The 22,317-nt window shown below is 72.7% G+C and carries 25 protein-coding genes; 14 read left to right on the forward strand and 11 right to left on the reverse strand.

From position 1 onward, the window contains the following. Positions 1–103: 103 nt before the first annotated feature. The gene (locus AB0F38_RS11985; RefSeq protein ID WP_361890495.1) at positions 104–1,747 is read left to right on the forward strand and encodes a DNA repair helicase XPB; all 1,644 of its coding nucleotides are present in this window, start codon (positions 104–106) and stop codon (positions 1,745–1,747) included. 53 nt (positions 1,748–1,800) lie between these two features. Here the strand turns inward: AB0F38_RS11985 and AB0F38_RS11990 are convergent, their stop codons facing one another. Next, positions 1,801–1,992 carry a hypothetical protein gene (locus AB0F38_RS11990; protein ID WP_361890497.1) on the reverse strand — a complete coding sequence of 64 codons (192 nt, stop codon included), beginning with the start codon at positions 1,990–1,992 and terminating at the stop codon, positions 1,801–1,803. Positions 1,993–2,352: 360 nt separating this feature from the next. Here AB0F38_RS11990 and AB0F38_RS11995 point away from each other — a divergent pair, with 360 nt between their 5' ends. Next, complete coding sequence (locus tag AB0F38_RS11995; RefSeq protein ID WP_361890500.1) at positions 2,353–4,437, forward strand: UvrD-helicase domain-containing protein; 2,085 nt, start codon at positions 2,353–2,355, stop codon at positions 4,435–4,437. A 43-nt stretch (positions 4,438–4,480) separates the two neighbouring features. Here the strand turns inward: AB0F38_RS11995 and AB0F38_RS12000 are convergent, their stop codons facing one another. From AB0F38_RS12000 to AB0F38_RS12020, 5 genes are all read right to left on the reverse strand, one after another. Beyond that, positions 4,481–5,176, reverse strand: a complete 696-nt coding sequence (locus AB0F38_RS12000; RefSeq protein WP_361890503.1) for a copper homeostasis protein CutC — start codon at positions 5,174–5,176, stop codon at positions 4,481–4,483. A 171-nt stretch (positions 5,177–5,347) separates the two neighbouring features. Further along, on the reverse strand, positions 5,348–6,721 hold the full coding sequence (locus AB0F38_RS12005; RefSeq protein WP_361890506.1) for a lipase family protein: 1,374 nt from the start codon (positions 6,719–6,721) through the stop codon (positions 5,348–5,350). Between the two features lie 91 nt (positions 6,722–6,812). After that, positions 6,813–7,766, reverse strand: a complete 954-nt coding sequence (locus AB0F38_RS12010) for a biotin-dependent carboxyltransferase family protein (RefSeq protein WP_361890509.1) — start codon at positions 7,764–7,766, stop codon at positions 6,813–6,815. Beyond that, positions 7,763–8,398, reverse strand: coding sequence for an allophanate hydrolase subunit 1 (locus AB0F38_RS12015; RefSeq protein WP_361890512.1), 636 nt, complete (start codon positions 8,396–8,398; stop codon positions 7,763–7,765). Before AB0F38_RS12015 ends, AB0F38_RS12010 begins: the two co-directional genes overlap by 4 nt. Next, positions 8,395–9,144, reverse strand: a complete 750-nt coding sequence (locus AB0F38_RS12020) for a 5-oxoprolinase subunit PxpA (RefSeq protein ID WP_361890700.1) — start codon at positions 9,142–9,144, stop codon at positions 8,395–8,397. The genes AB0F38_RS12015 and AB0F38_RS12020 overlap by 4 nt, the downstream gene beginning before the upstream one ends. An 89-nt stretch (positions 9,145–9,233) precedes the next feature. On the opposite strand from AB0F38_RS12020, the gene AB0F38_RS12025 reads away from it, so the two are divergent. Together AB0F38_RS12025 and AB0F38_RS12030 are read left to right on the forward strand one after the other, a co-directional pair. Continuing rightward, positions 9,234–9,896, forward strand: coding sequence for a hypothetical protein (locus AB0F38_RS12025; protein ID WP_361890515.1), 663 nt, complete (start codon positions 9,234–9,236; stop codon positions 9,894–9,896). A gap of 92 nt (positions 9,897–9,988) precedes the next feature. Beyond that, the gene (locus AB0F38_RS12030; protein ID WP_361890703.1) at positions 9,989–11,275 is read left to right on the forward strand and encodes a Cmx/CmrA family chloramphenicol efflux MFS transporter; all 1,287 of its coding nucleotides are present in this window, start codon (positions 9,989–9,991) and stop codon (positions 11,273–11,275) included. Here the strand turns inward: AB0F38_RS12030 and AB0F38_RS12035 are convergent. Both AB0F38_RS12035 and AB0F38_RS12040 read right to left on the reverse strand, forming a co-directional pair. Further along, complete coding sequence (locus AB0F38_RS12035) at positions 11,217–11,498, reverse strand: DUF4031 domain-containing protein (protein ID WP_361890518.1); 282 nt, start codon at positions 11,496–11,498, stop codon at positions 11,217–11,219. The genes AB0F38_RS12030 and AB0F38_RS12035 overlap by 59 nt on opposite strands. After that, on the reverse strand, positions 11,495–11,863 hold the full coding sequence (locus AB0F38_RS12040; RefSeq protein ID WP_361890521.1) for a hypothetical protein: 369 nt from the start codon (positions 11,861–11,863) through the stop codon (positions 11,495–11,497). Before AB0F38_RS12040 ends, AB0F38_RS12035 begins: the two co-directional genes overlap by 4 nt. 102 nt (positions 11,864–11,965) lie before the next feature. Here AB0F38_RS12040 and AB0F38_RS12045 point away from each other — a divergent pair, with 102 nt between their 5' ends. From AB0F38_RS12045 to AB0F38_RS12055, 3 genes are all read left to right on the forward strand, one after another. Then, positions 11,966–12,883, forward strand: coding sequence for a MurR/RpiR family transcriptional regulator (locus AB0F38_RS12045; RefSeq protein ID WP_361890523.1), 918 nt, complete (start codon positions 11,966–11,968; stop codon positions 12,881–12,883). 84 nt (positions 12,884–12,967) lie between these two features. Further along, positions 12,968–13,933, forward strand: coding sequence for an N-acetylmuramic acid 6-phosphate etherase (murQ, locus tag AB0F38_RS12050; RefSeq protein WP_361890526.1), 966 nt, complete (start codon positions 12,968–12,970; stop codon positions 13,931–13,933). Between the two features lie 43 nt (positions 13,934–13,976). Then, a complete protein-coding gene (locus AB0F38_RS12055) occupies positions 13,977–15,509 on the forward strand; it encodes a PTS transporter subunit EIIC (RefSeq protein WP_361890529.1) in 1,533 nt (510 codons plus the stop codon). A 115-nt stretch (positions 15,510–15,624) separates the two neighbouring features. On the opposite strand, the gene AB0F38_RS12060 is transcribed toward AB0F38_RS12055, so the two are convergent. Beyond that, positions 15,625–16,230 carry a Uma2 family endonuclease gene (locus AB0F38_RS12060; RefSeq protein WP_361890531.1) on the reverse strand — a complete coding sequence of 202 codons (606 nt, stop codon included), beginning with the start codon at positions 16,228–16,230 and terminating at the stop codon, positions 15,625–15,627. Between the two features lie 305 nt (positions 16,231–16,535). Between AB0F38_RS12060 and AB0F38_RS12065 the strand changes: the two genes are divergently transcribed. From AB0F38_RS12065 to AB0F38_RS12085, 5 genes are all read left to right on the forward strand, one after another. Further along, positions 16,536–17,309 carry a hypothetical protein gene (locus tag AB0F38_RS12065; protein WP_361890533.1) on the forward strand — a complete coding sequence of 258 codons (774 nt, stop codon included), beginning with the start codon at positions 16,536–16,538 and terminating at the stop codon, positions 17,307–17,309. 58 nt (positions 17,310–17,367) lie between these two features. Next, positions 17,368–19,284 carry a hypothetical protein gene (locus tag AB0F38_RS12070; protein WP_361890534.1) on the forward strand — a complete coding sequence of 639 codons (1,917 nt, stop codon included), beginning with the start codon at positions 17,368–17,370 and terminating at the stop codon, positions 19,282–19,284. Positions 19,285–19,288: 4 nt separating this feature from the next. Next, on the forward strand, positions 19,289–19,693 hold the full coding sequence (locus AB0F38_RS12075) for a DUF5955 family protein (protein WP_361890537.1): 405 nt from the start codon (positions 19,289–19,291) through the stop codon (positions 19,691–19,693). A 78-nt stretch (positions 19,694–19,771) separates the two neighbouring features. Beyond that, entirely contained in the window at positions 19,772–19,942 is a 171-nt protein-coding gene (locus AB0F38_RS12080) for a hydrophobic protein (protein WP_361890540.1), read from the forward strand. 153 nt (positions 19,943–20,095) lie between these two features. Then, positions 20,096–20,449, forward strand: coding sequence for a PRC-barrel domain-containing protein (locus AB0F38_RS12085; RefSeq protein WP_361890543.1), 354 nt, complete (start codon positions 20,096–20,098; stop codon positions 20,447–20,449). A gap of 124 nt (positions 20,450–20,573) precedes the next feature. On the opposite strand, the gene AB0F38_RS12090 is transcribed toward AB0F38_RS12085, so the two are convergent. Beyond that, positions 20,574–20,810, reverse strand: coding sequence for a hypothetical protein (locus tag AB0F38_RS12090; protein ID WP_361890546.1), 237 nt, complete (start codon positions 20,808–20,810; stop codon positions 20,574–20,576). Next, positions 20,800–21,054 carry a hypothetical protein gene (locus AB0F38_RS12095; RefSeq protein ID WP_361890706.1) on the reverse strand — a complete coding sequence of 85 codons (255 nt, stop codon included), beginning with the start codon at positions 21,052–21,054 and terminating at the stop codon, positions 20,800–20,802. The genes AB0F38_RS12090 and AB0F38_RS12095 overlap by 11 nt, the downstream gene beginning before the upstream one ends. A gap of 118 nt (positions 21,055–21,172) precedes the next feature. Between AB0F38_RS12095 and AB0F38_RS12100 the strand changes: the two genes are divergently transcribed. Continuing rightward, positions 21,173–22,015, forward strand: coding sequence for a helix-turn-helix transcriptional regulator (locus tag AB0F38_RS12100; protein ID WP_361890549.1), 843 nt, complete (start codon positions 21,173–21,175; stop codon positions 22,013–22,015). Further along, entirely contained in the window at positions 21,996–22,259 is a 264-nt protein-coding gene (locus AB0F38_RS12105) for a DUF397 domain-containing protein (protein WP_361890551.1), read from the forward strand. The genes AB0F38_RS12100 and AB0F38_RS12105 overlap by 20 nt, the downstream gene beginning before the upstream one ends. The last annotated feature ends 58 nt before the right edge of the window (positions 22,260–22,317 follow it).

Genomic DNA, 22,317 nt, shown 5'->3' on the forward strand with positions numbered 1-22,317 from the left:
GATCGGTCACACGACTCACCCGCTCACGCCCCCGATGCGGCACACTGGACGTTTGGCCGTGCGCACCCGGGCGGCCACCCCACACCGGAAAGAGCCGACGCGCGTGAGCGGACCCCTCATCGTCCAGAGCGACAAGACGCTGCTCCTCGAGGTCGACCACGACCGGGCGGATGCCTGCCGTCGCGCGATCGCCCCGTTCGCGGAGCTGGAGCGTGCGCCCGAGCACATCCACACCTACCGGGTCACCCCGCTCGGCCTGTGGAACGCCCGCGCCGCGGGGCACGACGCCGAGCAGGTCGTCGACGCGCTCGTGGAGTACTCGCGCTACCCCGTGCCGCACGCGCTCCTCGTCGACATCGCCGAGACGATGGCGCGGTACGGCCGCCTCACCCTGTCCAAGCACCCGGTGCACGGCCTGGTGCTGACCTCCAACGACCGGCCGGTGCTGGAGGAGATCCTCCGCTCGAAGAAGGTCCAGCCGCTGGTCGGGGCACGCCTCGACCCGGACACCGTGGCCGTGCACCCCTCCGAGCGCGGGCAGATCAAGCAGACGCTGCTGAAGCTGGGCTGGCCCGCCGAGGACCTCGCCGGGTACGTCGACGGCGAGGCGCACCCCATCGAGCTCGACCAGGACGGCTGGGCGCTGCGCCCGTACCAGAGGCAGGCCGTCGAGGGCTTCTGGCACGGCGGCTCCGGTGTCGTCGTCCTCCCCTGCGGTGCCGGGAAGACGCTGGTCGGCGCGGGCGCGATGGCGGAGGCCAAGGCGACCACGCTGATCCTGGTCACCAACACCGTCTCGGCCAGGCAGTGGAAGCACGAGCTGGTGAAGCGGACCTCGCTGACCGAGGACGAGATCGGCGAGTACAGCGGTACGCGCAAGGAGATCCGGCCGGTCACCATCGCCACGTACCAGGTGCTGACGACCCGCCGCAAGGGCGTCTACCCGCACCTGGAGCTGTTCGACTCCCGGGACTGGGGTCTGGTCATCTACGACGAGGTGCACCTGCTGCCCGCCCCCGTCTTCAAGTTCACCGCCGACCTCCAGGCCCGGCGGCGCCTCGGACTCACCGCCACCCTGGTGCGCGAGGACGGACGCGAGTCGGACGTCTTCTCCCTCATCGGTCCCAAGCGGTTCGACGCGCCGTGGAAGGAGATCGAGGCGCAGGGCTACATCGCGCCCGCCGACTGCGTCGAGGTCCGCGTCAATCTGACGGACTCGGAACGGCTGGCGTACGCGACGGCGGAGGCCGAGGAGAAGTACCGGTTCTGCGCGACGACCGCGACGAAGCGCAAGGTCACCGAGGCGCTCGTCCGCAAGCACCAGGGTGAGCAGACCCTCGTCATCGGGCAGTACATCGACCAGCTCGACGAACTCGGTGAGCACCTGGACGCCCCGGTGATCAAGGGCGAGACCAGCAACGCGCAGCGCGAGAAGCTGTTCGGCGCGTTCCGTGAGGGCGAGATCAGCGTGCTGGTCGTGTCGAAGGTGGCGAACTTCTCGATCGACCTGCCGGAGGCGACGGTCGCCATCCAGGTGTCGGGAACGTTCGGCTCGCGCCAGGAGGAGGCGCAGCGGCTCGGCCGGGTGCTGCGGCCGAAGGCCGACGGGCACGAGGCGCGGTTCTACTCGGTGGTCGCCCGCGACACGATCGACCAGGACTTCGCCGCCCACCGCCAGCGGTTCCTGGCCGAGCAGGGGTACGCGTACCGGATCGTCGACGCGGACGAGCTGCTGGCGGACAGCTGACCCGGAGGCTGCCGGACGGCCTCGGCCGCCCGGCCGGTGTTCGTCGGACGGCCTCAGCGGTGCCGGCGGACGATGCCCGCCTCCTCGGCGTACTCACCGAGGACGGCCACTCCGAAAGCGGTGCGCGCGAAGACGCCGACGGCGCGCACCGCGTCGCCGAGGCGGTGGCTGCGGGGGTGACCGGTGGCCGCGGTCGCGCCGTGCGCCGGGCCGGTCCTGCGCGGATTCAGATGGACGGTGCTCATACGTCCATGGTGCGCCGCCCCGGCCCGTGGCGGCGTCGCCCTGCGGACGGAAGCGCGCGGGGGCCCGGGTAGCTCCCAGGTCGCACCCCGTCCCCTACGGGACGTACACACACCGCCCTTATTCGTTCGACGCCGCGCACCGCGGTCGATACAATCGCCGGTCTGCCCGCCTCCCGCACCGTGGTACCGGTCCGCCTCCCTGAGCGGCCGGCAGCCGGGGGAGCGCCGCCGACCGGACGGAAACCGGCCGACAACAGCCGTACGCACCCGTCCGCGTGCGCGCCTGTGAACGTCCCTGAGCGGACCGGGCCCCCCGTGGGCCGGTCCGCCGTCCTGCGTCGAAAAGCCGGAGGCAACACCGTGCCCGCGCACGAAGAGACAAGCGAAGACACCAGCGGAGCGACGAGCGGTCCACTGGCCGGGGAACGCGCCCACCTCGCCGGTTCCCGCGCCGCGCTGCGCGCCATGCGTGAGGACGTGCAGGCCCTCGACATCCGCGACGTCACGGCGAACTGGGTCAACGCCGCCGTCCTGCAGGCCCAGATCGACGACCGCATCAAGGCGCTCGCCGACCTCTCCCACACCCCGCTGTTCTTCGGCCGCCTGGACTACCGGCACCCGGTCGGCGCGCGGGAGGCGGAGGGGGCCGAGGGCGAGCAGTTCTACATCGGGCGTCGCCATGTCCACGATGCCCACGGCGATCCGATGGTCATCGACTGGCGTGCCCCGGTCTCCCAGCCGTTCTACCAGGCGTCCAGGAACAACCCGCTGGGCGTCGACCGGCGCCGTCGCTTCGGCTACACCGGCGGCGAGCTGACCGCGTACGAGGACGAGCACCTCACCGACCCGGCGGAGACCGACCGGACGAGCAAGCTCCTCCAGGCGGAGATCGAGCGGCCCCGCGTCGGTCCGATGCGCGACATCGTGGCCACGATCCAGCCGGAGCAGGACGAGATCGTCCGCAGCGGTCTCGGCGGAACGGTCTGCGTGCAGGGAGGCCCCGGCACGGGAAAGACGGCCGTGGGCCTGCACCGTGTCGCCTACCTCCTGTACGCGCACCGCGAGCGGCTCGCCCGCACGGGCACCCTCGTCATCGGCCCCAACCGGTCGTTCCTGCACTACATCGAGCAGGTCCTGCCCGCGCTGGGCGAGCTGGAGGTGAAACAGGCCACGGTCGAGGACCTGGTGACGGCGCGGGTGGAGGTGCGCGCCGCGGACGAGGCCGCCGCCGCCGTGATCAAGGGCGACGCCCGGATGGCCGAGGTCCTGCGGCGCGCGCTCCGCTCGCACGTGACCCCGCCGACGGAGGGGGTCGTGGTGGTGCGCGGCTCGCGGCGCTGGCGGGTACCGGTGTACGAGATCGAGGAGATGGTGGACGAGCTGCTGGCCCGCGACATGCGTTACGGCGCCGCCCACGAGGCGCTCCCGCAGCGCATCGCGCACGCCGTCCTCGTACGGATGGAGGAGGCGGGCGAGGCTCCGGACGACCGCGTGCAGAACGCGGTGGCGCGCACTCCCGCGGTGAAGGCGGCCGTGAAGGCGGTCTGGCCTGCGGTGGACCCGGCGAAGCTGGTGCTGCGGCTCCTCTGCGACCCCGGCTTCCTGGCGGTGCACGCTGAGGGGATCCTCAGCGAGGACGAACAGAAGCGGATCGTCATGGCCAGGCCGGCCCGCAGCGTGAGGTCGGCGAAGTGGTCGGCGGCGGACGCCGTCCTGATCGACGAGGCGTGCGACCTGGTGGCCCGTACGCAGTCGCTGGGCCACGTCGTCATCGACGAGGCCCAGGACCTGTCCCCCATGCAGTACCGGGCGGTGGGCCGCCGCTGTTCGACGGGTTCGGCGACGGTGCTCGGCGACCTGGCCCAGGGCACGACACCGTGGTCGACGGAGAGCTGGGCGCAGGCGTTGTTCCACCTCGGCAAGGCGGACGCGGTGGTGGAGGAGCTGACCGCCGGCTTCCGTGTGCCGCGCGAGGTGATCGCGTACGCGTCCCGGCTGCTCCCCGCGATCTCGCCCGGTCTGGCCCCCGTGGAGTCCGTACGTGAGACGCCCGGCTCGCTGGCCGTACGGGCGGTGGCCGGCCCGGACGCGCTGGACGCGGCGGTGGTCGCGGCGTGCGAGGAGTCGCTGGCCCATGAGGGTTCGATCGGCCTGATCGCCGCCGACGCCCGTGTCCCGGCGCTGGCCGGCGCGCTGACGGCGGCCGGCCACGCCTTTCTCTCCCCCGGCGAGGAGACGACGGCCGCCTCGCGCCTGACGCTGGTCCCGGCGTCGCTGGCCAAGGGCCTGGAGTACGACTACGTGGTGCTGGACGAACCGGCCGCCGTCGTCGACGGCGAACCCGACGAACGCACGGGGCTGCGCCGGCTGTACGTGGCCCTGACCCGAGCGGTCTCGGGCCTGGTGGTCCTGCACGCGGCTCCGCTGCCGGAGGCGCTCGGGTAGGTTGCGGCCCGGGGTCACCCGCCGGTCCGGGCTCCCGGCGTCCTCAGCCGTCGAGCGCCGCGCGCCACTCCCGTACGGCGGCGGCGTCCACCGGGCCCGTCCAGCCCGCCGGACGGGCGGCGCCACCGATGTGGAAGGCGTCGATGCCGCCGGCCACCAGGCGGGGCAGGTGTTCCAGGCGGAGCCCGCCGCCCACCAGGATCCGCGGCTCGTAGCCGGGCTGTCCGCAGGCCGCGCGGGCCGCTTCGGCCAGCAGGACCGGGATGCCCTCGTCGACGCCCTTCGCCGAGCCCGCCGTCAGGTACGTGTCCAGGCCGGGCAGTTCCGCGAGGTGCTTGCGCAGGGCCTCGCGGTCCGCGGCGCGGTCGATCGCCCGGTGGAAGGTCCACCGGCAGCCGTCCAGCTCGGCGACGAGGCGCTCGACGGCCACCAGATCGACGTGCCCTTCCCCGTCGAGGAAGCCGAGCACGAATTCCTCGGCCCCTTCCGCCCGCATCTCGCGCGCCTTCTCCACCAGCTCGTCGATGTCGCCGACCGCGAACCCGTCCGCGATCCGGAGCATCACGCGCAGGGGGATGTCCACGGCGGACCTGATCTCCGCGACGGTCTTCGGGGAGGGGGTCAGGCCGTCCGCGGCCATGTCGGTGACCACTTCGAGGCGGTCCGCACCACCCGCCCGGGCCGCGACCGCGTCCTCCGCGTCGAGAGCGATCACCTCCAGGACTGCACGGTTGCTCATGAGGTTCCATTCCTTCGGAGCGGCTACAGGTCTAGTCCAATAACCAGCCTACGGGTCAGCTCCGGAAGGCGCAGCACCCTGTGCGGACGCGAGGGTGTGAAAGACCCGCGAGGCCGTCGGCGCGTCCATGGAACGGACGCGGCGACTGCCTCGGGCGGGCGGGCGGCCCGGTCAGGGCTGGAGGGGCATCGACCAGCAGTTGGAGGTGACGGCCCGGCCCGCCAGACGGTCCGTCAGCCAGGACACGGCGCTGCCCTGGTCGGTGAGGAACGGGGCGAGGTGATTGGTGAGGAGCTTGTCGCCGAGGTCGGGCAGGACGACGGCCTCGTAGGTGACGTTGCCGCCCTTGCGGCACCAGTCCACGGCCAGCTGCCGGGCCTGCGCGTGCCCGACTATGTCGTCCTGGACGCCGGTGGCCAGACGGACCGGGCCGGCCGGCTTCAGCGTGCCGATGCGCTGCGCCGCGAGAACGGCCTGCAGCTTCGGCTCGGCCGCGATGAGATCGGCGAGGGGCCTGCCGTCGGCGGTCCACTTCCTGCTGTTCGTGAAGCCGTACCTGAGGATCGCGTCACCGACGCACATGGTGGACGTGTCGGCGAGCGCGGCCTTCCCCGCGGCGTTGGTGCGGGCGTCGACGACGGCCCGGAGGGACGGGTCGTTCTGGACGAAGCCGTTGATCGACCAGCCGAGAGCTCCGGCCAGGGCGCTGCCGTCGATGCCCTTCATGACCTCGGCCAGGTCGGCGGGCGGCGCACCGGCGTAGGTGCCGGCCAGCTTGACGTCGGGGGCGTACGAGGGCTGCAGTTCGGCGGCGGCGGCGCTGGCGCCGCCGCCCTGGCTGTAGCCGTACAGGCCGACGCGCGACTCGGTGGTGACCGATGCGCCGGACACGTCCTGTGCCGCACGGGCCGCGTCGAGCAGGGCGTGGCCCTCGTCGACACGGTTGACGTAGGTGTGGAGCCGGTCGGTCGCGCCGAGGCCCGCGTAGTCGGTGACGACCACCGCCGCGCCGGTGGCCAGGAAGCGGTAGACCGCCAGGTTGTCGTAGCCGATGGACAGGGTGCCGTCGCCCACGGTCAGCGGGTGCTCCAGCGCCAGCGAGGGTGCGCACTGGTCGCCCTGGCCCATGGTCCCCGAGGCGAGCGCCACCAGCGGACGGGGGCCGCCGCCCTTCCAGGCCGCCGCGGGTTCGATGTAGGCGCCGGTGACCGCGACGGGCAGGCCGTTGGCGTCGGTGGACTTGTACATCAGCCGCGTCGCCGTGCCCGGCAGCGGGCGGCCGTCCAGACCGGGGAGGCTCAGGCCGAGGGGCAGCGGCTGCGTGCGGACGAGGGCGCCGTCGGCGGAGGGGAGCTCCGCGGGCGGGTCGTAGAAGGCGGGGATGGTCACGCCCCGGGACACCACCGGCTCCGAGCCTGTGGCGACGGGTGAGGCGTGGGCGGGTACGGCGCAGGCGGCGACACAGGCCGCGGCGGCGACCGCGGCGGCCGCCAGCCGTCCGGCCCCGCGCACTGCCGGGCGGTGGGGGGTGGGGGGACTGCTCACGGTCGAGCTGGAACGGACGGTCCTGCAGGAACTCACGGCTCACTCCCACGCTCTGCTCAGGTGAAGGTGAGCGAAAGCTAGCACCGAGCGGTTACCCGAGGTAACTCACCGGTAAGTTACGCTTCGGTAACGTCAGTGGGGGCCGCCGCCCGGTGCTCGGCCGCCCGCTCCCCCTGGTGAGCGCCCAGGCCGCCACGAACCGTACGGGCGTCCCGGGGACCGCCTGCGCCGCCGCTGCCAGCGCCGCCTCGGCGACCACACCGACGACCGGGTAACCGCCCGTCGTCGGATGGTCGTTGAGGAACACCACGGGCCGCCCGTCCGGCGGCACCTGGACGGCACCCAGCACGATTCCCTCGCTGGGCAGTTCCCCGTCCCGGGAGCGTCGCAGCGCCGGTCCCTCCGTACGCAGTCCGATGCGGTTGCTCCGCTCCGAGACCCGGTACACGGCGGTCGTGAGCGTACGCAGGGCGGCGGGCGTGAACCAGGTGTGGCGGGGGCCCGGGTACAGGGGCAGGACCAGCTCGGCGGGGGCGCCCGGCCAGGGCACGGCGCCGGCGGGCGGGCAGGGGCTCCCGGGCCCGACCGGGAGGACGTCGCCGTCGCGCAGCACCGGCGGGCCGAGCCCCGAGAGCAGGTCGGCGGACCGGCTGCCCAGCACCGGCTCCGGCACCAGTCCGCCGCCGAAGGCCAGATAGCTGCGGAGCCCGTGCACCGCGGGCCCCGCCTCCAGCACCGCTCCGGCCGGTACGCGCACGGGGGCGCCCCAGGCCACCGGCCGCCCGTCCACCGTGACCCGGCAGCCCGCCCCGCCGACGACGGCGGTCACGGACCGGGCGCCGGACAGGCGGACCGCGCAGCCCGTGAGCGTGGTCTCCAGCACCGCCGCGCCGGGCGCGTTGCCGACGAGCCGGTTGGCCAGCCGCCGCGCGGGCCCGTCCAGCGCCCCGGCCCGCGGCACCCCGAGATGCGCCCAGCCGGTCCGTCCCCCGTCCTGCACCGTGGTCAGCGCCCCCGCCCGGACGACGTGGAGCCCGGGGCTCACCCGTCCACCCCCGCCACCACGAAGCGCACCCGGGCACCGGGCCCGAGCAGCGCCGCCGGTTCGCGTCCCGGGTCCCACAGGGCGGCCGGCTCCGGCATCCGGCCGACGATCTGCCAGCCACCGGGCGACGCGCGCGGATAGACCCCCGTGTACGGCCCGGCGAGGGCCAGCGCACCGGCGGGCACCCGGGTCCGCGGAGTGGCACGGCGCGGTACGTGCAGGTGGCCGGGCAACCCCGTGAGGTAGCCGAACCCGGGCGCGAATCCGCAGAAGGCCACCCGGAACTCCGTAGCGGCGTGGAGGCGCGGCACGTCGGCGACCGTGACTCCCCACATCGCGGCGACCTCGGCGAGATCCGGGCCGTCGTAGACGACGGGGATCTCGACGGCCTCGCCGGCGCCCCGGCGCAGCGGCGGGATCTCCCAGGTCAGCAGCCGCTCGGCCAGCGAGCGGTCCTCGACCCCGTCCAGCAGCACCGTCCGGGCACCGGGGACGATCTCGCGGACGGCGGGCAGGCCACCGTCCGCACGGCGGCGCAGCAGCTCCGCGTGGAAGGCCTCCGCGTCCTCGCCGGAGGGCAGCTCCACCAGCAGGGCCCGGGGGCCGGCCGGCAGGACCCGTACCGCGCTCACGCGAACGCCCGCACGGACACGCCCGCGTCCTCCAGTGCCGTCCGGATCCGCCGGGCGAGCGCCGCGGCCCCGGGGGTGTCCCCGTGGACACACAGCGACCGCGCGGCGACCGGTATCCGGCTCCCGTCCACGCCGGTCACCGTCCGCCCGACGGACATGCCGACGCTGCGGCGTACGACCTCGTCCGCGTCGTGCAGCACCGCGCCCGCCTCGCCGCGCGGCACGAGCGTGCCCTGCGGGGTGTACGCGCGGTCGGCGAACGCCTCCGTCACCGCCGTCAGGCCCGCCGCCTCCGCATGGGCCAGCAGTCGCGACCCCGGCAGTCCGAGGACCGCCGGACGGCCGCCCGCGAGCAGGACGCCCTCGACGACGGCGGCGGCCTGGCCGTCGTCCCACACGACGCGGTTGTACAGGGCGCCGTGCGGTTTCACGTACGAGACGGTGGAACCCGCCGCCTCGGCGAAGACCCGCAGCGCACCGATCTGGTACGCGGTCTCGGCAGCGAGCTCGCCGGCCGGGACGTCCATGGCCCGGCGCCCGAACCCCGCCAGGTCGCGGTAGGAGACCTGCGCCCCGATCCGCACGTCCCGGGCCGCCGCCAGGTCGCAGACCCGGCGCATCACGGAGGCGTCCCCCGCGTGGAAGCCACAGGCCACGTTGGCGCTCGTGACACAGGTCAGCAGCGCCTCGTCCTCGGTGAGGGTCCAGCGTCCGAACCCTTCGCCGAGGTCCGCGTTGAGGTCCATCGGGTACATCGGGTCCGTGTCCGTCACGGCCGCACGCTAACCACCGGCGGCCCCGCACGACAAGGCCGGGCACGTTCTACAGTCGCCTCATGACCGACGCCCTCACGCTCCGTACCCGCTGGCAGGACGCCCTCGTCGCCGCCCGGGGCGGGGCCCCCGGCCCCGACCCGGCGCCGTACGCCGACAACCTCCTGGCACGCTGGGCGGAACCGCAGCGGCGCTACCACACCACCGCCCATCTGACGCAGGTCCTGGACCACGTCGACCTCCTCGCCGGTCATGCCGGTCATGCCGGTCATGCCGGTCACCCGGATCTGGTGCGCCTCGCCGTCTGGTTCCACGACGCGGTCTACCGTCCCGACCGCACCGAGAACGAGGAGCGCAGCGCCGCCCTCGCCGAGCGGGCCCTGCCGGAGGCCGGTGTCCCCGACGCCGGCGTGGCCGAGGTGGCCCGGCTGGTCCGGCTCACCGTCACCCATGACCCGGCGGCCGGCGACACCGACGGGGAGGTGCTGTGCGACGCGGACCTGGCGGTCCTCGCCGCGGGCCCCAAGGAGTACGCGGCGTACGCGGCGCAGGTGCGGGAGGAGTACGGCTTCGTCCCGGACGACGCCTTCCGTGAGGGCCGGGCGGCCGTCCTGCGGCAGCTGCTGGGCCTGCCCCGGCTGTTCCGTACGCCCCACGGGGCCGCGGAGTGGGAGCCGCGGGCCCGGCAGAACCTGACGACGGAGCTGGAGCTGCTCACCCGCTGAGCCGGGGGAGCGCCCCCAGGCGCCGGGGAATGCCGGGGATGGGGACGCTGTTGGTCAGAGTCATGCCCGACTCCGCTCCCGGCCGCCCCCGTATGCCCTTGGCCGTATACATCCTCGGCCTTTCGGTCTTCGCTCTCGGTACCAGCGAGTTCATGCTGTCCGGGCTGCTGCCACCGATCGCCGACGACATGCAGGTGTCGATTCCGCAGGCCGGACTGCTCATATCCGCCTTCGCGATCGGCATGGTGATCGGTGCCCCGCTGCTGGCCGTGGCAACGCTCCGGCTGCCACGCCGCACGACGCTCATCGCGCTCATCTCCGTCTTCGGCCTGGGCCAGATCGCGGGTGCGCTGGCTCCGACGTACGAGGTGCTCTTCGTCTCCCGGGTGGTGAGCGCCCTCGCGTGCGCGGGCTTCTGGGCGGTGGGCGCGGCGGTCGCCATCGCGATGGTGCCGGTGAACGCCCGGGCCAGGGCGATGGCCGTGATGATCGGCGGACTGTCGATCGCCAACGTGCTGGGTGTACCGCTGGGCGCGTTCCTCGGGGAGAGCTTCGGCTGGCGCTCGGCGTTCTGGGCGGTGGGCGCGGCGTCCGCCGTGGCCCTGGTCGGGGTCGCCACCCGCATTCCGCGTATCGCGCTGCCCGAGGAGAAGCCGCGGCTCAAGCGGGAGGTCGCGATCTACCGCGACCGCCAGGTGTGGCTGTCGATCGTGATCACGGCACTCGCGGCGGGCGGTGTCTTCTGCGCGTTCAGCTATCTCGCGCCGCTGCTGACGGATGTCGCCGGGCTGAGCTCGGGCTGGGTGCCGTGGGTGCTCGCGCTGTTCGGGGTCGGTGCGGTGATCGGGACGACGATCGGCGGGCGGGTCGCGGACGCGCACCTCTTCGGGGTGCTGCTGAGCGGCATCGCCGCGTCGACGGTCTTCCTGGTGGCGCTGGCCCTGTTCGCCTCGAACCAGGTCGCCGTGATCGTCCTGGCGTTCCTGCTCGGACTGTCCGCGTTCTACACGGCCCCGGCGCTCAACGCCCGGATGTTCAACGTCGCGGGCATGGCCCCGACGCTGGCCGGTGCGACGACGACGGCCGCGTTCAACCTGGGCAACACGAGCGGCCCGTGGCTGGGCGGCACGGTCATCGACGCGGACTTCGGCTTCCGGGCGACGGCCTGGGCGGGCGCCGCCATGATGGTGGTCGGCCTGGCGGCGGTGGCGCTGTCGATGCGGCTGGGCGGCGGCGGTGCGCCGTCCCGGCGGATCGCGGGCGCGATCGCGAGGAGTGCGGGCACCGAGGCCCGGGCGGGCGCCGGTGCGCCCGCGCAGGTCACCGCGGACCGAGCGGGGCAGGCCGCCCCTTCGGGCGCCGTAGCCCCGCGGCGGTGAGCCGGCGCACGATCTCCTTCGATCCGACCTCCTGGGCCCCTGCGCGCACCGCGTCCGCGTAGTGCGCCTCGGGTACGTCGTAGTGGTCGCGCTCGAACGCGCGCGGCGGGCAGCCGATCGCGGCGGCGAAGGCGTGCAGCTCCTCGAACGACACATCGCTGACCAGGTGCGACCACAGGCGGCCGTGCCCCGGCCAGGTGGGCGGGTCGATGTAGACGGTCATCGGCCGGGCACCCCGGCGAGCGCCCCCACGGGCGCGACGGACACCGTCGCCTTCGTGCAGACCCAGTGCGGGTCGGGGCCGAGCTCCGGCTCGACCTCCAGGGCGTGCGGGCCGTCCTGCGTACACACCGGGCACAGCGGCCAGCGGCCGTAGCGCTCCAGCAGCGCGTCCTGCACGTCCTGGGCTATCAGTCCGGTGACGAAGGACGCACCCTCGGGCCACTGCTCGACCCACCAGCGCCGGTGGGTCACCGCGTCCTCGACCAGCGACACGATCTCGGCCTCGGCCACATCGCCCGCGACGAGGTCGGCCATCACGAGCGCACGGGCGGTGTGCAGCTCCTGCTCCAGGGTGTTCGGCTCCATGGCCCCATTGTCACCCGGGCGTACGGACCCCGAGCTCGATCCTCCGGCGGCGGGGACCGATGGGGGGTTGACGGGCCTCCGTCGTGAAAATATCTTTCAAATGTGACCAATGACGTGAAGGAAAGTTTCAGCACTGATTCCCCGCCCGCGCCGGCGGCACTCGCTGCCAAGGTGCGGACCCTCGCCCCGTCCATGACCCGCTCCATGCAGCGGGTCGCCGAAGCCGTCGCGGGGGACCCCGCCGGGTGCGCCGCCCTCACCGTCACCGGTCTCGCCGAGCTCACCGGCACCAGCGAGGCCACCGTCGTCCGCACCGCCCGCCTCCTCGGCTACCCCGGCTACCGGGACCTGCGTCTGGCACTGGCCGGGCTCGCCGCGCACCAGCTGTCCGGCCGGGCACCGGCCGTCACCGCCGACATCGCGGTCGACGACCCGATCGCCGACGTCGTGACGAAGCTCGCCTACGACGAGCAGCAGACCCTCGCCGACACCGCCGCGGGCCTCGACACCGTCCAGCTCGGCGCCGCGGTCGCCGCCGCGTCGACCGCCCGCCGCATCGACATCTACGGCGTCGGCGCCTCCTCCCTCGTCGGCCAGGACCTGGCGCAGAAGCTGCTCCGCATCGGTCTGATCGCGCACGCCCACATGGACCCGCACCTCGCCGTGACGAACGCCGTGCAGCTCCGCTCCGGCGACGTGGCCATCGCGATCACCCACTCCGGCTCCACCGGTGACGTCATAGAGCCGCTCCGCGTCGCCTTCGACCGCGGCGCGACGACGATCGCGATCACCGGACGCCCGGACGGACCGGTCTCGCAGTACGCCGACCACGTCCTGACCACGTCCACCGCCCGCGAGAGCGAGCTGCGGCCCGCCGCCATGTCGAGCCGTACGAGCCAGCTCCTCGTCGTCGACTGCCTGTTCATAGGCGTCGCCCAGCGCACGTACGAAACGGCCGCTCCCGCCCTGGCCGCCTCGTACGAGGCACTCGCCCACCGCCACAGCCCGCGCAGCCGCTGACCGCACGGCCGCCCTCGCCCGTATCCGCCCCGCACCCGCCCCCGCAGAACCGCACGAGACCGAGAAGGCAGAGCAGCTGTGTCCATGACCCCCACCGACGCCGGCGACGAGGCCGCGACCCCCGACGGATACGGCGAGCTGCGCGCGCAGCTCGCCACCCTCACCACCGAGGCGTTCCGCCCGGAGCTCGCCGAGATCGACCGGCTCTCCACGCAGGAGATAGCCCGGATCATGAACGGCGAGGACGCGACCGTCCACGCCGCCGTCGCCGAGAGGCTGCCGCAGATCTCCGCCGCGATCGACGCCACCGCCGAGCGCATGGCGCGCGGCGGCCGGCTGATCTACGCGGGCGCCGGCACGGCCGGCCGCCTGGGCGTGCTCGACGCCAGCGAGTGCCCGCCCACCTTCAACACCGACCCGTCCGAGGTCATCGGCCTGATCGCGGGCGGCCCGTCCGCGATGGTCAAGGCCGTCGAGGGCGCCGAGGACAGCAAGGAGCTGGCCGCCGCCGACCTGGACCGGCTGGGCCTCACCGCCGACGACACGGTGGTCGGCATCTCCGCCTCCGGCCGTACGCCGTACGCCATCGGGGCCGTCGAGCACGCCCGCGCCAAGGGCGCGCTCACCCTCGGCCTCTCCTGCAACGCCGGCTCCGCACTCGCCGCGGCCGCCGAGCACGGCCTGGAGATCGTCGTCGGCCCCGAGCTGCTCACCGGCTCCACCCGCCTGAAGGCGGGGACGGCCCAGAAGCTCGTCCTGAACATGCTCTCGACGATCACGATGATCCGGCTCGGCAAGACGTACGGGAATCTGATGGTCGACGTGCGCGCCTCCAACGAGAAGCTGCGCGCCCGCTCCCGCCGGATCGTCTCCCTGGCCACCGGCGCCGGTGACGAGGAGATCGAGGCGGCGCTCGCCGCCACCGACGGCGAGGTGAAGAACGCCATCCTCACGATCCTGGGCGAGGTCGACGGCCCCACCGCCGCCTCGCTCCTGGCCGACTCCCACGGCCACCTCCGCGCCGCCCTCGCGGCCGTACGCACCACCTGACGCACCGCCTGCACCACTCCCCGCACAGCAAGGCACCACTCACATGGCTACTGAAGACAAGAACCGCGCCACGGCCGCCGCGATCCTTCCGCTCGTCGGTGGCGCGGCGAACGTCGGCTCGATCGCCCACTGCATGACCCGGCTCCGGCTGGGCCTGCACGACCGCTCCCTCGTCGACGAGGAGGCCCTCAAGGCCGTCCCCGCCGTGCTGGGCGTGGTCGAGGACGACACGTACCAGATCGTCCTCGGCCCCGGTACGGTCGCCCGGGTCACCCCGGAGTTCGAGCGGCTGGTCGAGGAGGAGCGCGCCCTGGCGCCCCCCGCCGTCCACACGTCCGGGGAGCTGGCGGCGCAGGGCGCGGCGATCAGGGCGCAGCAGAAGGCGCGGAACGCCACCCCGCTCAAGCTGTTCCTGCGGCGGATCGCGAACATCTTCGTCCCGCTGATCCCGGCGCTCATCGGCTGCGGCATCATCGCCGGCCTCAACGGCCTGCTGGTCAACCTCGGCCGGCTGACCTCGGTCACGCCCGCCCTGGCGGCGATGGCCTCCGGCTTCATGGCGCTGATCGCGGTCTTCGTGGGCTACAACACGGCGAAGGAGTTCGGCGGTACGCCGATCCTGGGCGGCGCGGTCGCGGCGATCATCGTCTTCCCGGGTGTCGCGAACATCGACGCCTTCGGCCAGACCCTCTCCCCCGGCCAGGGCGGCGTCCTCGGCGCGCTGGGGGCCGCGGTCCTCGCGGTGTACGTGGAGAAGTGGTGCCGCCGCTGGGTGCCCGAGGCCCTGGACGTCCTGGTCACCCCGACCCTGACGGTCCTGATCTCCGGCCTGGTCACGATCTTCGGCCTGATGTACGTGGCCGGTGAGGTCTCCTCCGCCATCGGTACGTTCGCCGACTGGCTGCTCTCCACGGGCGGCGCGGGCGCCGGCTTCCTGCTCGGCGGCTTCTTCCTGCCCCTGGTGATGCTGGGCCTGCACCAGGCGCTGATCCCGATCCACACGACCCTGATCGAGCAGCAGGGCTTCACGGTCCTGCTCCCGATCCTCGCCATGGCCGGCGCGGGCCAGGTCGGCGCGGCAGCCGCGGTGTACCTGCGTCTGCCGCGTAACGAGTCGATCCGCAGGACCATCAGGTCCGCCCTCCCGGCCGGTCTCCTGGGCGTCGGCGAGCCCCTGATCTACGGCGTCTCGCTCCCGCTCGGCCGCCCGTTCGTCACGGCCTGTGTCGGCGGCGCGTTCGGCGGCGGCTTCGTGGGCCTGTTCAACCAGCTCGGCGACTCGGTCGGCTCCACGGCCATCGGCCCGTCCGGCTGGGCCCTGTTCCCGCTCCTGGACGGCAACCACGGCCTCGGCCCGACGATCGCGGTCTACGCGGGCGGTCTGCTGGTCGGGTACGTCGCCGGGTTCGTCGCCACGTACTTCTTCGGCTTCAGCAAGGCCCTGCTGGACGAGTTCGACGTCCCGCGGGAGCCGGCCCCGTCGACGGTCGCCGCGCCCGGCACCGCGACCCCGGGCCGGACGCCCGACGACCCGGCGCCGGGCGACTCCCCGACGAGACAACCCGCGGGGGTCTGAGCCCTCTCGCCCCGCCGGGCCACCACCGGCGGCAGGACGGAGGCGGGGGTCAGCCCCCGGGCAGACCCCCGCCGTTCGGCCGCCGGGCGGCTCACGGCCCGGCACGCGCGACGGCTCAGGCGGGGAAGTCCGCCGTGGGCAGCGCGACGCCGAAAGGCGCGGGAAGCGCGAGGGGCTTACCGAACGGCACAGGGTCCGAGTGCTTGTACGTCCCGTCCTCGTTCGGCTCGGTGAACAGGGTGGCCATCGCCCCCCGTGTGTCGAACCGGTCGATCAGCAGGTACATCGGCACCCCCGCCCGCGCGTAGGCCCGGTACTTCTTCGTCCTGTCCTCCCGGGCGTTCCCCTTCGACGTGATCTCGACGATCAGCAGCGCCTCCGCCGCGTCCATCGGGTCGCTGCTCTCCGGGTCGGCGGCCGCGATCAGCTCCGTCGGCATCACGACGAGGCCAGGGACGTAGAGCTTGTCGAGCGGCGCGACGTGCACACCCAGGGTCTGGTAGATCTCCAGCTCCACGGGAAGGTTCGTGTAGAGCCTGCGCCGCACCTTCGCGGCGATGCCGTTGTGGTGCGCATGAGGCGGCGGTACCAGGACGATCTGCCCTTCGTCGATCTCGGCGCGCCACCCCTCGGGCACGTCCAGTTCCTGCCAGGTCCGCAGCAGGTAGTCCCACGGGCGGCCTTCAGAGCCCTGATCGTTATCGATCATCGCGGCGGTCATCGCGGGTCCCTTCTCCGGTGGCCTGACAGGGGAGCGTAGATCGACGTGCGTGCGGCGGTCCGCCGCTCCCACCAGCGTCCCACGACCGGGTGAGGCACGCACCGATCCCACGGCAGGTGTCCCGCATGGCGCCGCGGCGACCGCCCCCTTCCTGCCCGGCTCCCGCAAGGGCGGCGCCCCCATCACGCCGGGAGCCCCCGGGCCGCGCGGCCGATGCCCCACCTTCGGCCAGAATCACGGGACTTCGCACATCCGACGGCGATGAGGGGAAGAATGGGGGTGCTTACTGGCGACGGGGGTTGCGCATGGGTGAAGCAGACAGAAGTGAACCGATGCGCTGGGACGAACAGGCCCGTGGCGGCGCGGGGGGATGGGTCCGTGGCGCGGAGGAATCACCACGCCCGGACGCCGACGTGCCGGGGCCGCGGGTGCCGACGAAGCTCGTCCTCATGGCCGTCGGTGGTGGCGTGGCCGTAGCGGCCCTGGTCCTGGCCGCCTCCTTCCTCTTCGCCTCCTCCGACACCGACGACTCCGCTCCGGCCTCCGGCGCGTCCTCACCCCCGGCGCCCGCCGCCACGGGCTCCGTGGCGGGACAGGCCCCGGAGCGGACGGAGGCACCCGCCACCGGCGAGGATCAGGCCGCGGCCGTGGACGCGCTGCTGGAGAAGAGCAAGAGCGATCGCAGCACGGTGCTCGCGGCCGTGGGGAAGGTGGAGGCCTGTGCCTCCGCCGCGTCCGTCGTGAGCGCGGGCGAGGCCCTGGAGGCAGCCGCCGCCCGCCGCGACGACCTGATCGCCCGCCTCGACGGACTCGCCCTGGACGAGATCTCGTCGGGCCAGGAAGCCGCTCACAGTCTGCGGGTGGCCTGGAAGCACTCGGCGGACGCGGACCGGGCCTTCGCCGCCTGGGCCGACGACGCCGCCGGGTGCACTCCCGGCCGGGTCGCCCGCGGCCCCTCGCACACCCGCGCCGCGGACAGCAGCGCGCTCGCCACCGCCGCCAAGGAGGAGTTCCTCCTCGTGTGGGCCGGCATCGCCGGGCGCTACGGACTGCCGACGCGCGACGCCACCCAGATCTGACAGCCCGTCCGGCTCCACGTGTCATCCCCTTGTCCGTCCCGACGGAAGGCCGACTCCTTTGACGACCCAGCCGAACGGTCCCGAGCCCGGCCCCGTGCCCGGTCCGCGCGCGGACCCGCTGCCACCGGTCGTGCCGCTGCTCGATCCCCGGAGCAGGCTCGGCATGCTCATCCGGTCGCAGGCCGGCAACCCGCCGGGTGATGCCACCGCCTACCTGCTCGGGGCCGCCCACACCGACCGGTCCTTCCGCAACGCGGTGATCACGGAGCTGGCCGAACACCCACACCGCATCCCACCGCCGTCGTACGGGGTGGACCTGGCCGCCGTCCTCAGGGAGTGCTTCCTCGCACGACGGCAGGCGGCGATCCGCGGGGCCTTCCTGCTCGGCCTCCCCGTGCTCCTGGCACCCCTCGACGTGGCGGGGGCGCTCATCACGGTGGCGCTCGTCCTCTACATCCGCTTCTTCCTGTACGTCGTCCGAGGGCTCGCCGGCTTTCTCACACCCCGCACGGAGCCGGGGAACGCCCGGCCCGCCGGAGCGGGCCGCGTCATCAGGGCACTCCTCTTCCTGTTCGTCAGCGTGTACATCGCCGGACAGGTGGTGACCTCCGTGGCGGCCCTGTTCGCCGAAGGGCTGTTCATCAGCAAGTCCGTGTGCCGGTACGACGAGGCCGGCGAATACTCCTGCGTCAGCGAGTCCGAGCTGAACCTCACCCTTGTCGCCGCCGTGCTGGTCCTGGTGGGCTGGCTCGTGGTGGCATCGGTCTTCCACCACCGCAGCACCCGGCTTCTGCACCAGTTCGCCACGGGCCGTACTCCGGTGCGCCCGGATCCCGCCGCGCACGCCGCCCGACTGGCCGAGCTGCGGCAGCAGCAGGCCGACCCCGACATCGTCTTCAGCGACTACGCCCCGTTCGTCGGCGCGGGGATCGAGCTGGACCACTGGTCGTTCGCCATCGAGCTCACTCCCGACGTGGACCACAAGGCGGACGGCACGGCTCCCGGCCGGCCGGCCGGCTTCACCGTGCCCGACATCCACGCGCGGATACGGAGCGAACTGCTGCGGCTCGGCGAGGGCGACGCGTACCCGGGTGACCGGATGCACGACATCCGTGTGGACGACTACATCGTGAAGAGCGGACTGCGCCTGGGCCCGTCGACGGACTGGAGCGGCACGGGCCCCGGTTCGGCGTTCCTGGAGCTGGCGCCGGAGGCCCGGCGTGAGGCCGTCGCACAGCTCGGCGGGGCGCCCGACGCCCCCGCTCCCGCGACCTGGTGGCCGGACAGTCTCGATCTCGCGGCGCAGGAGCGCCTGCGTCACTACCTGACGGTCCGGGTGGGCAGCTGGGGGAACGAGGTCGTCCTCACCGTCTTCAGCAGGGTGCAGGTGCAGGGCGGCCTGCTGTTCCTGGAGTCCCGCGCGTTCCTGCTGCCTCCGATCGCCCGCGCCTTCCACTCCCTCGACGAAGTGACGCCTCCCGACAGCGTGTGGGACTGGTTCGAGCTGGTGCAACGCGCGTCGGCGTCGGTGTTCACCCTCGTGTCCGACGCCCCGAACGACCTCTTGCGCATCTCCCGGACCGCCGGTCGGATCGGTCGCTCCCGCGTCTGGTACGAGCACATGTGCGCGACCGACCAGGTGGTCGATCACGGCCCGAAGTGCTCGGTGCGCGAGCTGGCCGCGGAACCCACCTTCCAGCAGCTGTTCCAGGAGATGGACATCCAGCGCTTCCTGAAGAGCATCCAGGCGAGAACGCTGACCGCGGTACGCGGGAGTCTGCGCGACGCGGGATACGCGACCGGCGAGTACAACGCCCGGGCCAACATCGTCTTCGACCACTCGGTGCACGTCAGCGGGACGGTCAACGGCACCGTCCAGTCGGGCAACAACGCGCGGGCGAACCACCAGACGATCACCACACCACAGCCGCACGTCGGTCCGAGGCCCGACAGCGGTTCCACACAAGGGAGCTGAACGAATGACGATTCCGCAGGACGGCAGCACGCGCAGCGTCAACGTCTCCGGTGGCACGGTCAACGGCATCATCCAGACCGGCGACAACAGCCAGGCGGACATGGTCCAGCACGTCGGCGTCCGGGCGACGGAGACTCCCGAGCTCGCACAGCTGCGGCAGGCCGTCGAGGAGCTCCGCCTCCAGCTCCGGGCCTTCGCTCCCGGGGAGCTGCCTCCCGGAGCCGCGGCGGACGCCGAGTCGGCACTGGCCGAGATGGAGGAAGCCCTCCCCTCCTCCGGCGAGGCCGATGAGCCCGCGCGGGGCCGCGTCCGGCGGGCGTTCTACGCGGTCTCCGGCGCCCTCGCCTCCGTGGCAGCGCTGACCGAGGCCGTCGAGACCCTGCGCAGGGCATCGGCTCCCTGGTTCTGAACACGGTGAAAGAACCTCGCAACCACCTGGTGTAGGGAAATGATTCAGGGGCACCAGAGGCTTCGGAGGTTGATAACAATGGTTCCCCTGCTTCTCGTTCTTCTGCTCGCCCTGATCCTCTTCGGTGCCGGATTCGCACTCAAGGCACTCTGGTGGATCGCAGTAATCGTTCTCGTGGTCTGGCTGCTCGGATTCATCGTCCGCCCGACCGCGAGCGGTGGCCGACGTGGCCGGTGGTACCGCTGGTAGAACACCTTCACCAGCACTGATGATGCGGGTGGACCCGGAGCGACATATCCGGGCCCACCCGCATTCTTTTCCCGCCGATCCATATGCGTGCACCTCCGAAACGGGGGCACACGATCTGCACAACACGCATTACCGTCGCGAAAGGAGCCAATGATGACTGACCATCTTTGGGGCTACCGGCCGACGAGCGGTCACACCGCCGGCGCCGATCTGACCGGTTATTCGGTCGAGGCGACGGACGGCAGTGTCGGAAAGGTCGACAAGCATTCCGACGAGGTGGGCGCGGCCTACCTGGTCGTCGACACCGGTGTCTGGATCTTCGGCAAGGACGTCCTGCTGCCTGCGGGCACGGTCAAGGCCATCGACATCGAACACCGGAAGATCTTCGTCGACCTGACCAAGGACCAGATCAAGGACTCGCCCGAGTTCAACCGGCACCGGCATACGGACGACCCGGGCTACCACGCCCAGCTCGACAGCTACTACACCAGCTACCGCCTGATGTAGCGCCACCCGCGCCGCCGGCCGGAGGCGGGGACCGGCCCGGACACACGGGCGGGTCCCCGCCATTCAGCTGTCCCGCGGACACCCGGGGCCGCGCACCTCGAGGTCACGGCCGGCGTACCGCCCCTCACCGCGGCAGCTGCCCTTCCCGGTTGATCTCCGTCACCCGGGCCCGGAGCACGAGCCCCGGCGGAGCCGGCCGGACGGCCTCGGGCGGGCAGTCCCACTCCGCACCGCCCCCCGGCGGACGCAGCTGCACGTACGGCCCGACGTGCCCCATCACCCGGCCCACCCGACCGTCCCGGACGTCCATCGCGAACGAACCGGGCTCCGGCCTGCACGGCTCAAGTCCTTCAACTGTCATGAGCAGCCGCCGCTTCCCGCGTCTTGTCCTCCAGCGCCGCACTCAGCCGCAGCGCCACGTCGATCGTGCACCGGCCGAGGTCGACCAGCGGGGCCGGCTCGTCGCGCGCACACGACACCGGATCGATCCGCAGTGACGGCAGCTTCACGCCGACCCCGGCGAGACCGGCCCGCAGCCGCGCCACCGCATCCTCCGCCGCCCGCACTCTGCCCGCTGCTTCTCTGCGCCGTTCCGTAGCCGTCATCATGATCTTCCCCATTTCCACGCTGAGTAGTTGCTATGCCTACCCAGCGTGGCCAATTCGTCGCTACCGTGGAAGAGGTGCAGTTCCAACACCCGCACGTGTGTCACAGGGAGTCGCCATGCCCGGGCCGAAGAAGCTCGATCCCTCGTCCTCCCCGCGCGCCCTGCTCGGCGCCGAACTCCGCCACAGGCGGGAAGCCGCGGGCCTCTCCCAGGAGGAGCTGGGCATACCGCTGTTCGTCAGCGGCTCCTTCATCGGCCAACTGGAGGCGGGCACGCGCCGGATGCAGGCGGACCAGGCCCAGAAGCTGGACGAGGTGCTGGCCGCGGACGGGTTCTTCGCGCGGAACTGCGCCGCGCTGAAGCAGTCGAAGTACCCGGACCACTTCGCGGAGGCCGCAGAGGCGGAGGCGGTCGCGGAGACCATCCGGGAGTACGCACCCCAGCTGATTCCCGGGTTGATGCAGACGGAGGCGTACGCACGGGCGGTGTTCCGCGCCTACCAGCCGACGGCCACGGAGGACGTGATCGACTGTCTGGTGGCGTCTCGACTCGACAGAGCCAAGCTCCTGGCCGACCCGACAACGCCCATGTTGTGGGCGGTTCTGGATGAGGCGGTCTTGCGCCGGAAGTCGGGCGGAGCTGCGGTGATGACCGGGGCCCTGGGACACGTGGCGGCGCTGGCCCGCCAGCACCGAGTGATCGTCCAGGTGCTTCCCTTCTCCGCTGGAGCGCATATGGCCCTCGCAGGCCAGCTGAAGCTGATGTCGTTCCCCGACGCACCTCCGCTCGCCTACCTCCAGGGCCTCAGCACCGGACACTTGCAGGATGATCCGGCAACCGTCCGGCACTACGAGCTGACCTACGACCTGGTAGCGGCCAGCGCGTTGTCCCCGGAAGCGTCCCTGGCCCTGATCGAGTCGGTGGCGGAGGATTACGCACATGAAGATGAGCAGCTCTGACTACGACCTGTCCACAGCGATCTGGCACAAGTCCTCGTACAGCGGCGGAGACGGCGGCGACTGCCTCGAAATCGCCACCTGGCGGAAGTCCTCGTACAGCGGAGGGAGCGGCGGCGACTGCCTCGAAGTCGCGGACGGCCACCCCGGCGTCGTCCCCGTCCGCGACTCCAAGATGACCGACGGTCCGGCGCTGCTGTTCCGGACCGACGCGTGGGCCGCCTTCGTCAGCGGCCTCAAGCGGTAGGTTCCGCGACTTTCGTCGTCGGCCGCCGCGACCAATGGCCACAGCGGCGTCCGGCCGG

Origin of the sequence: Streptomyces sp. NPDC025273, assembly GCF_040638585.1 — a bacterium.
In the GTDB taxonomy this organism is placed as follows: domain Bacteria; phylum Actinomycetota; class Actinomycetes; order Streptomycetales; family Streptomycetaceae; genus Streptomyces; species Streptomyces cinereorectus.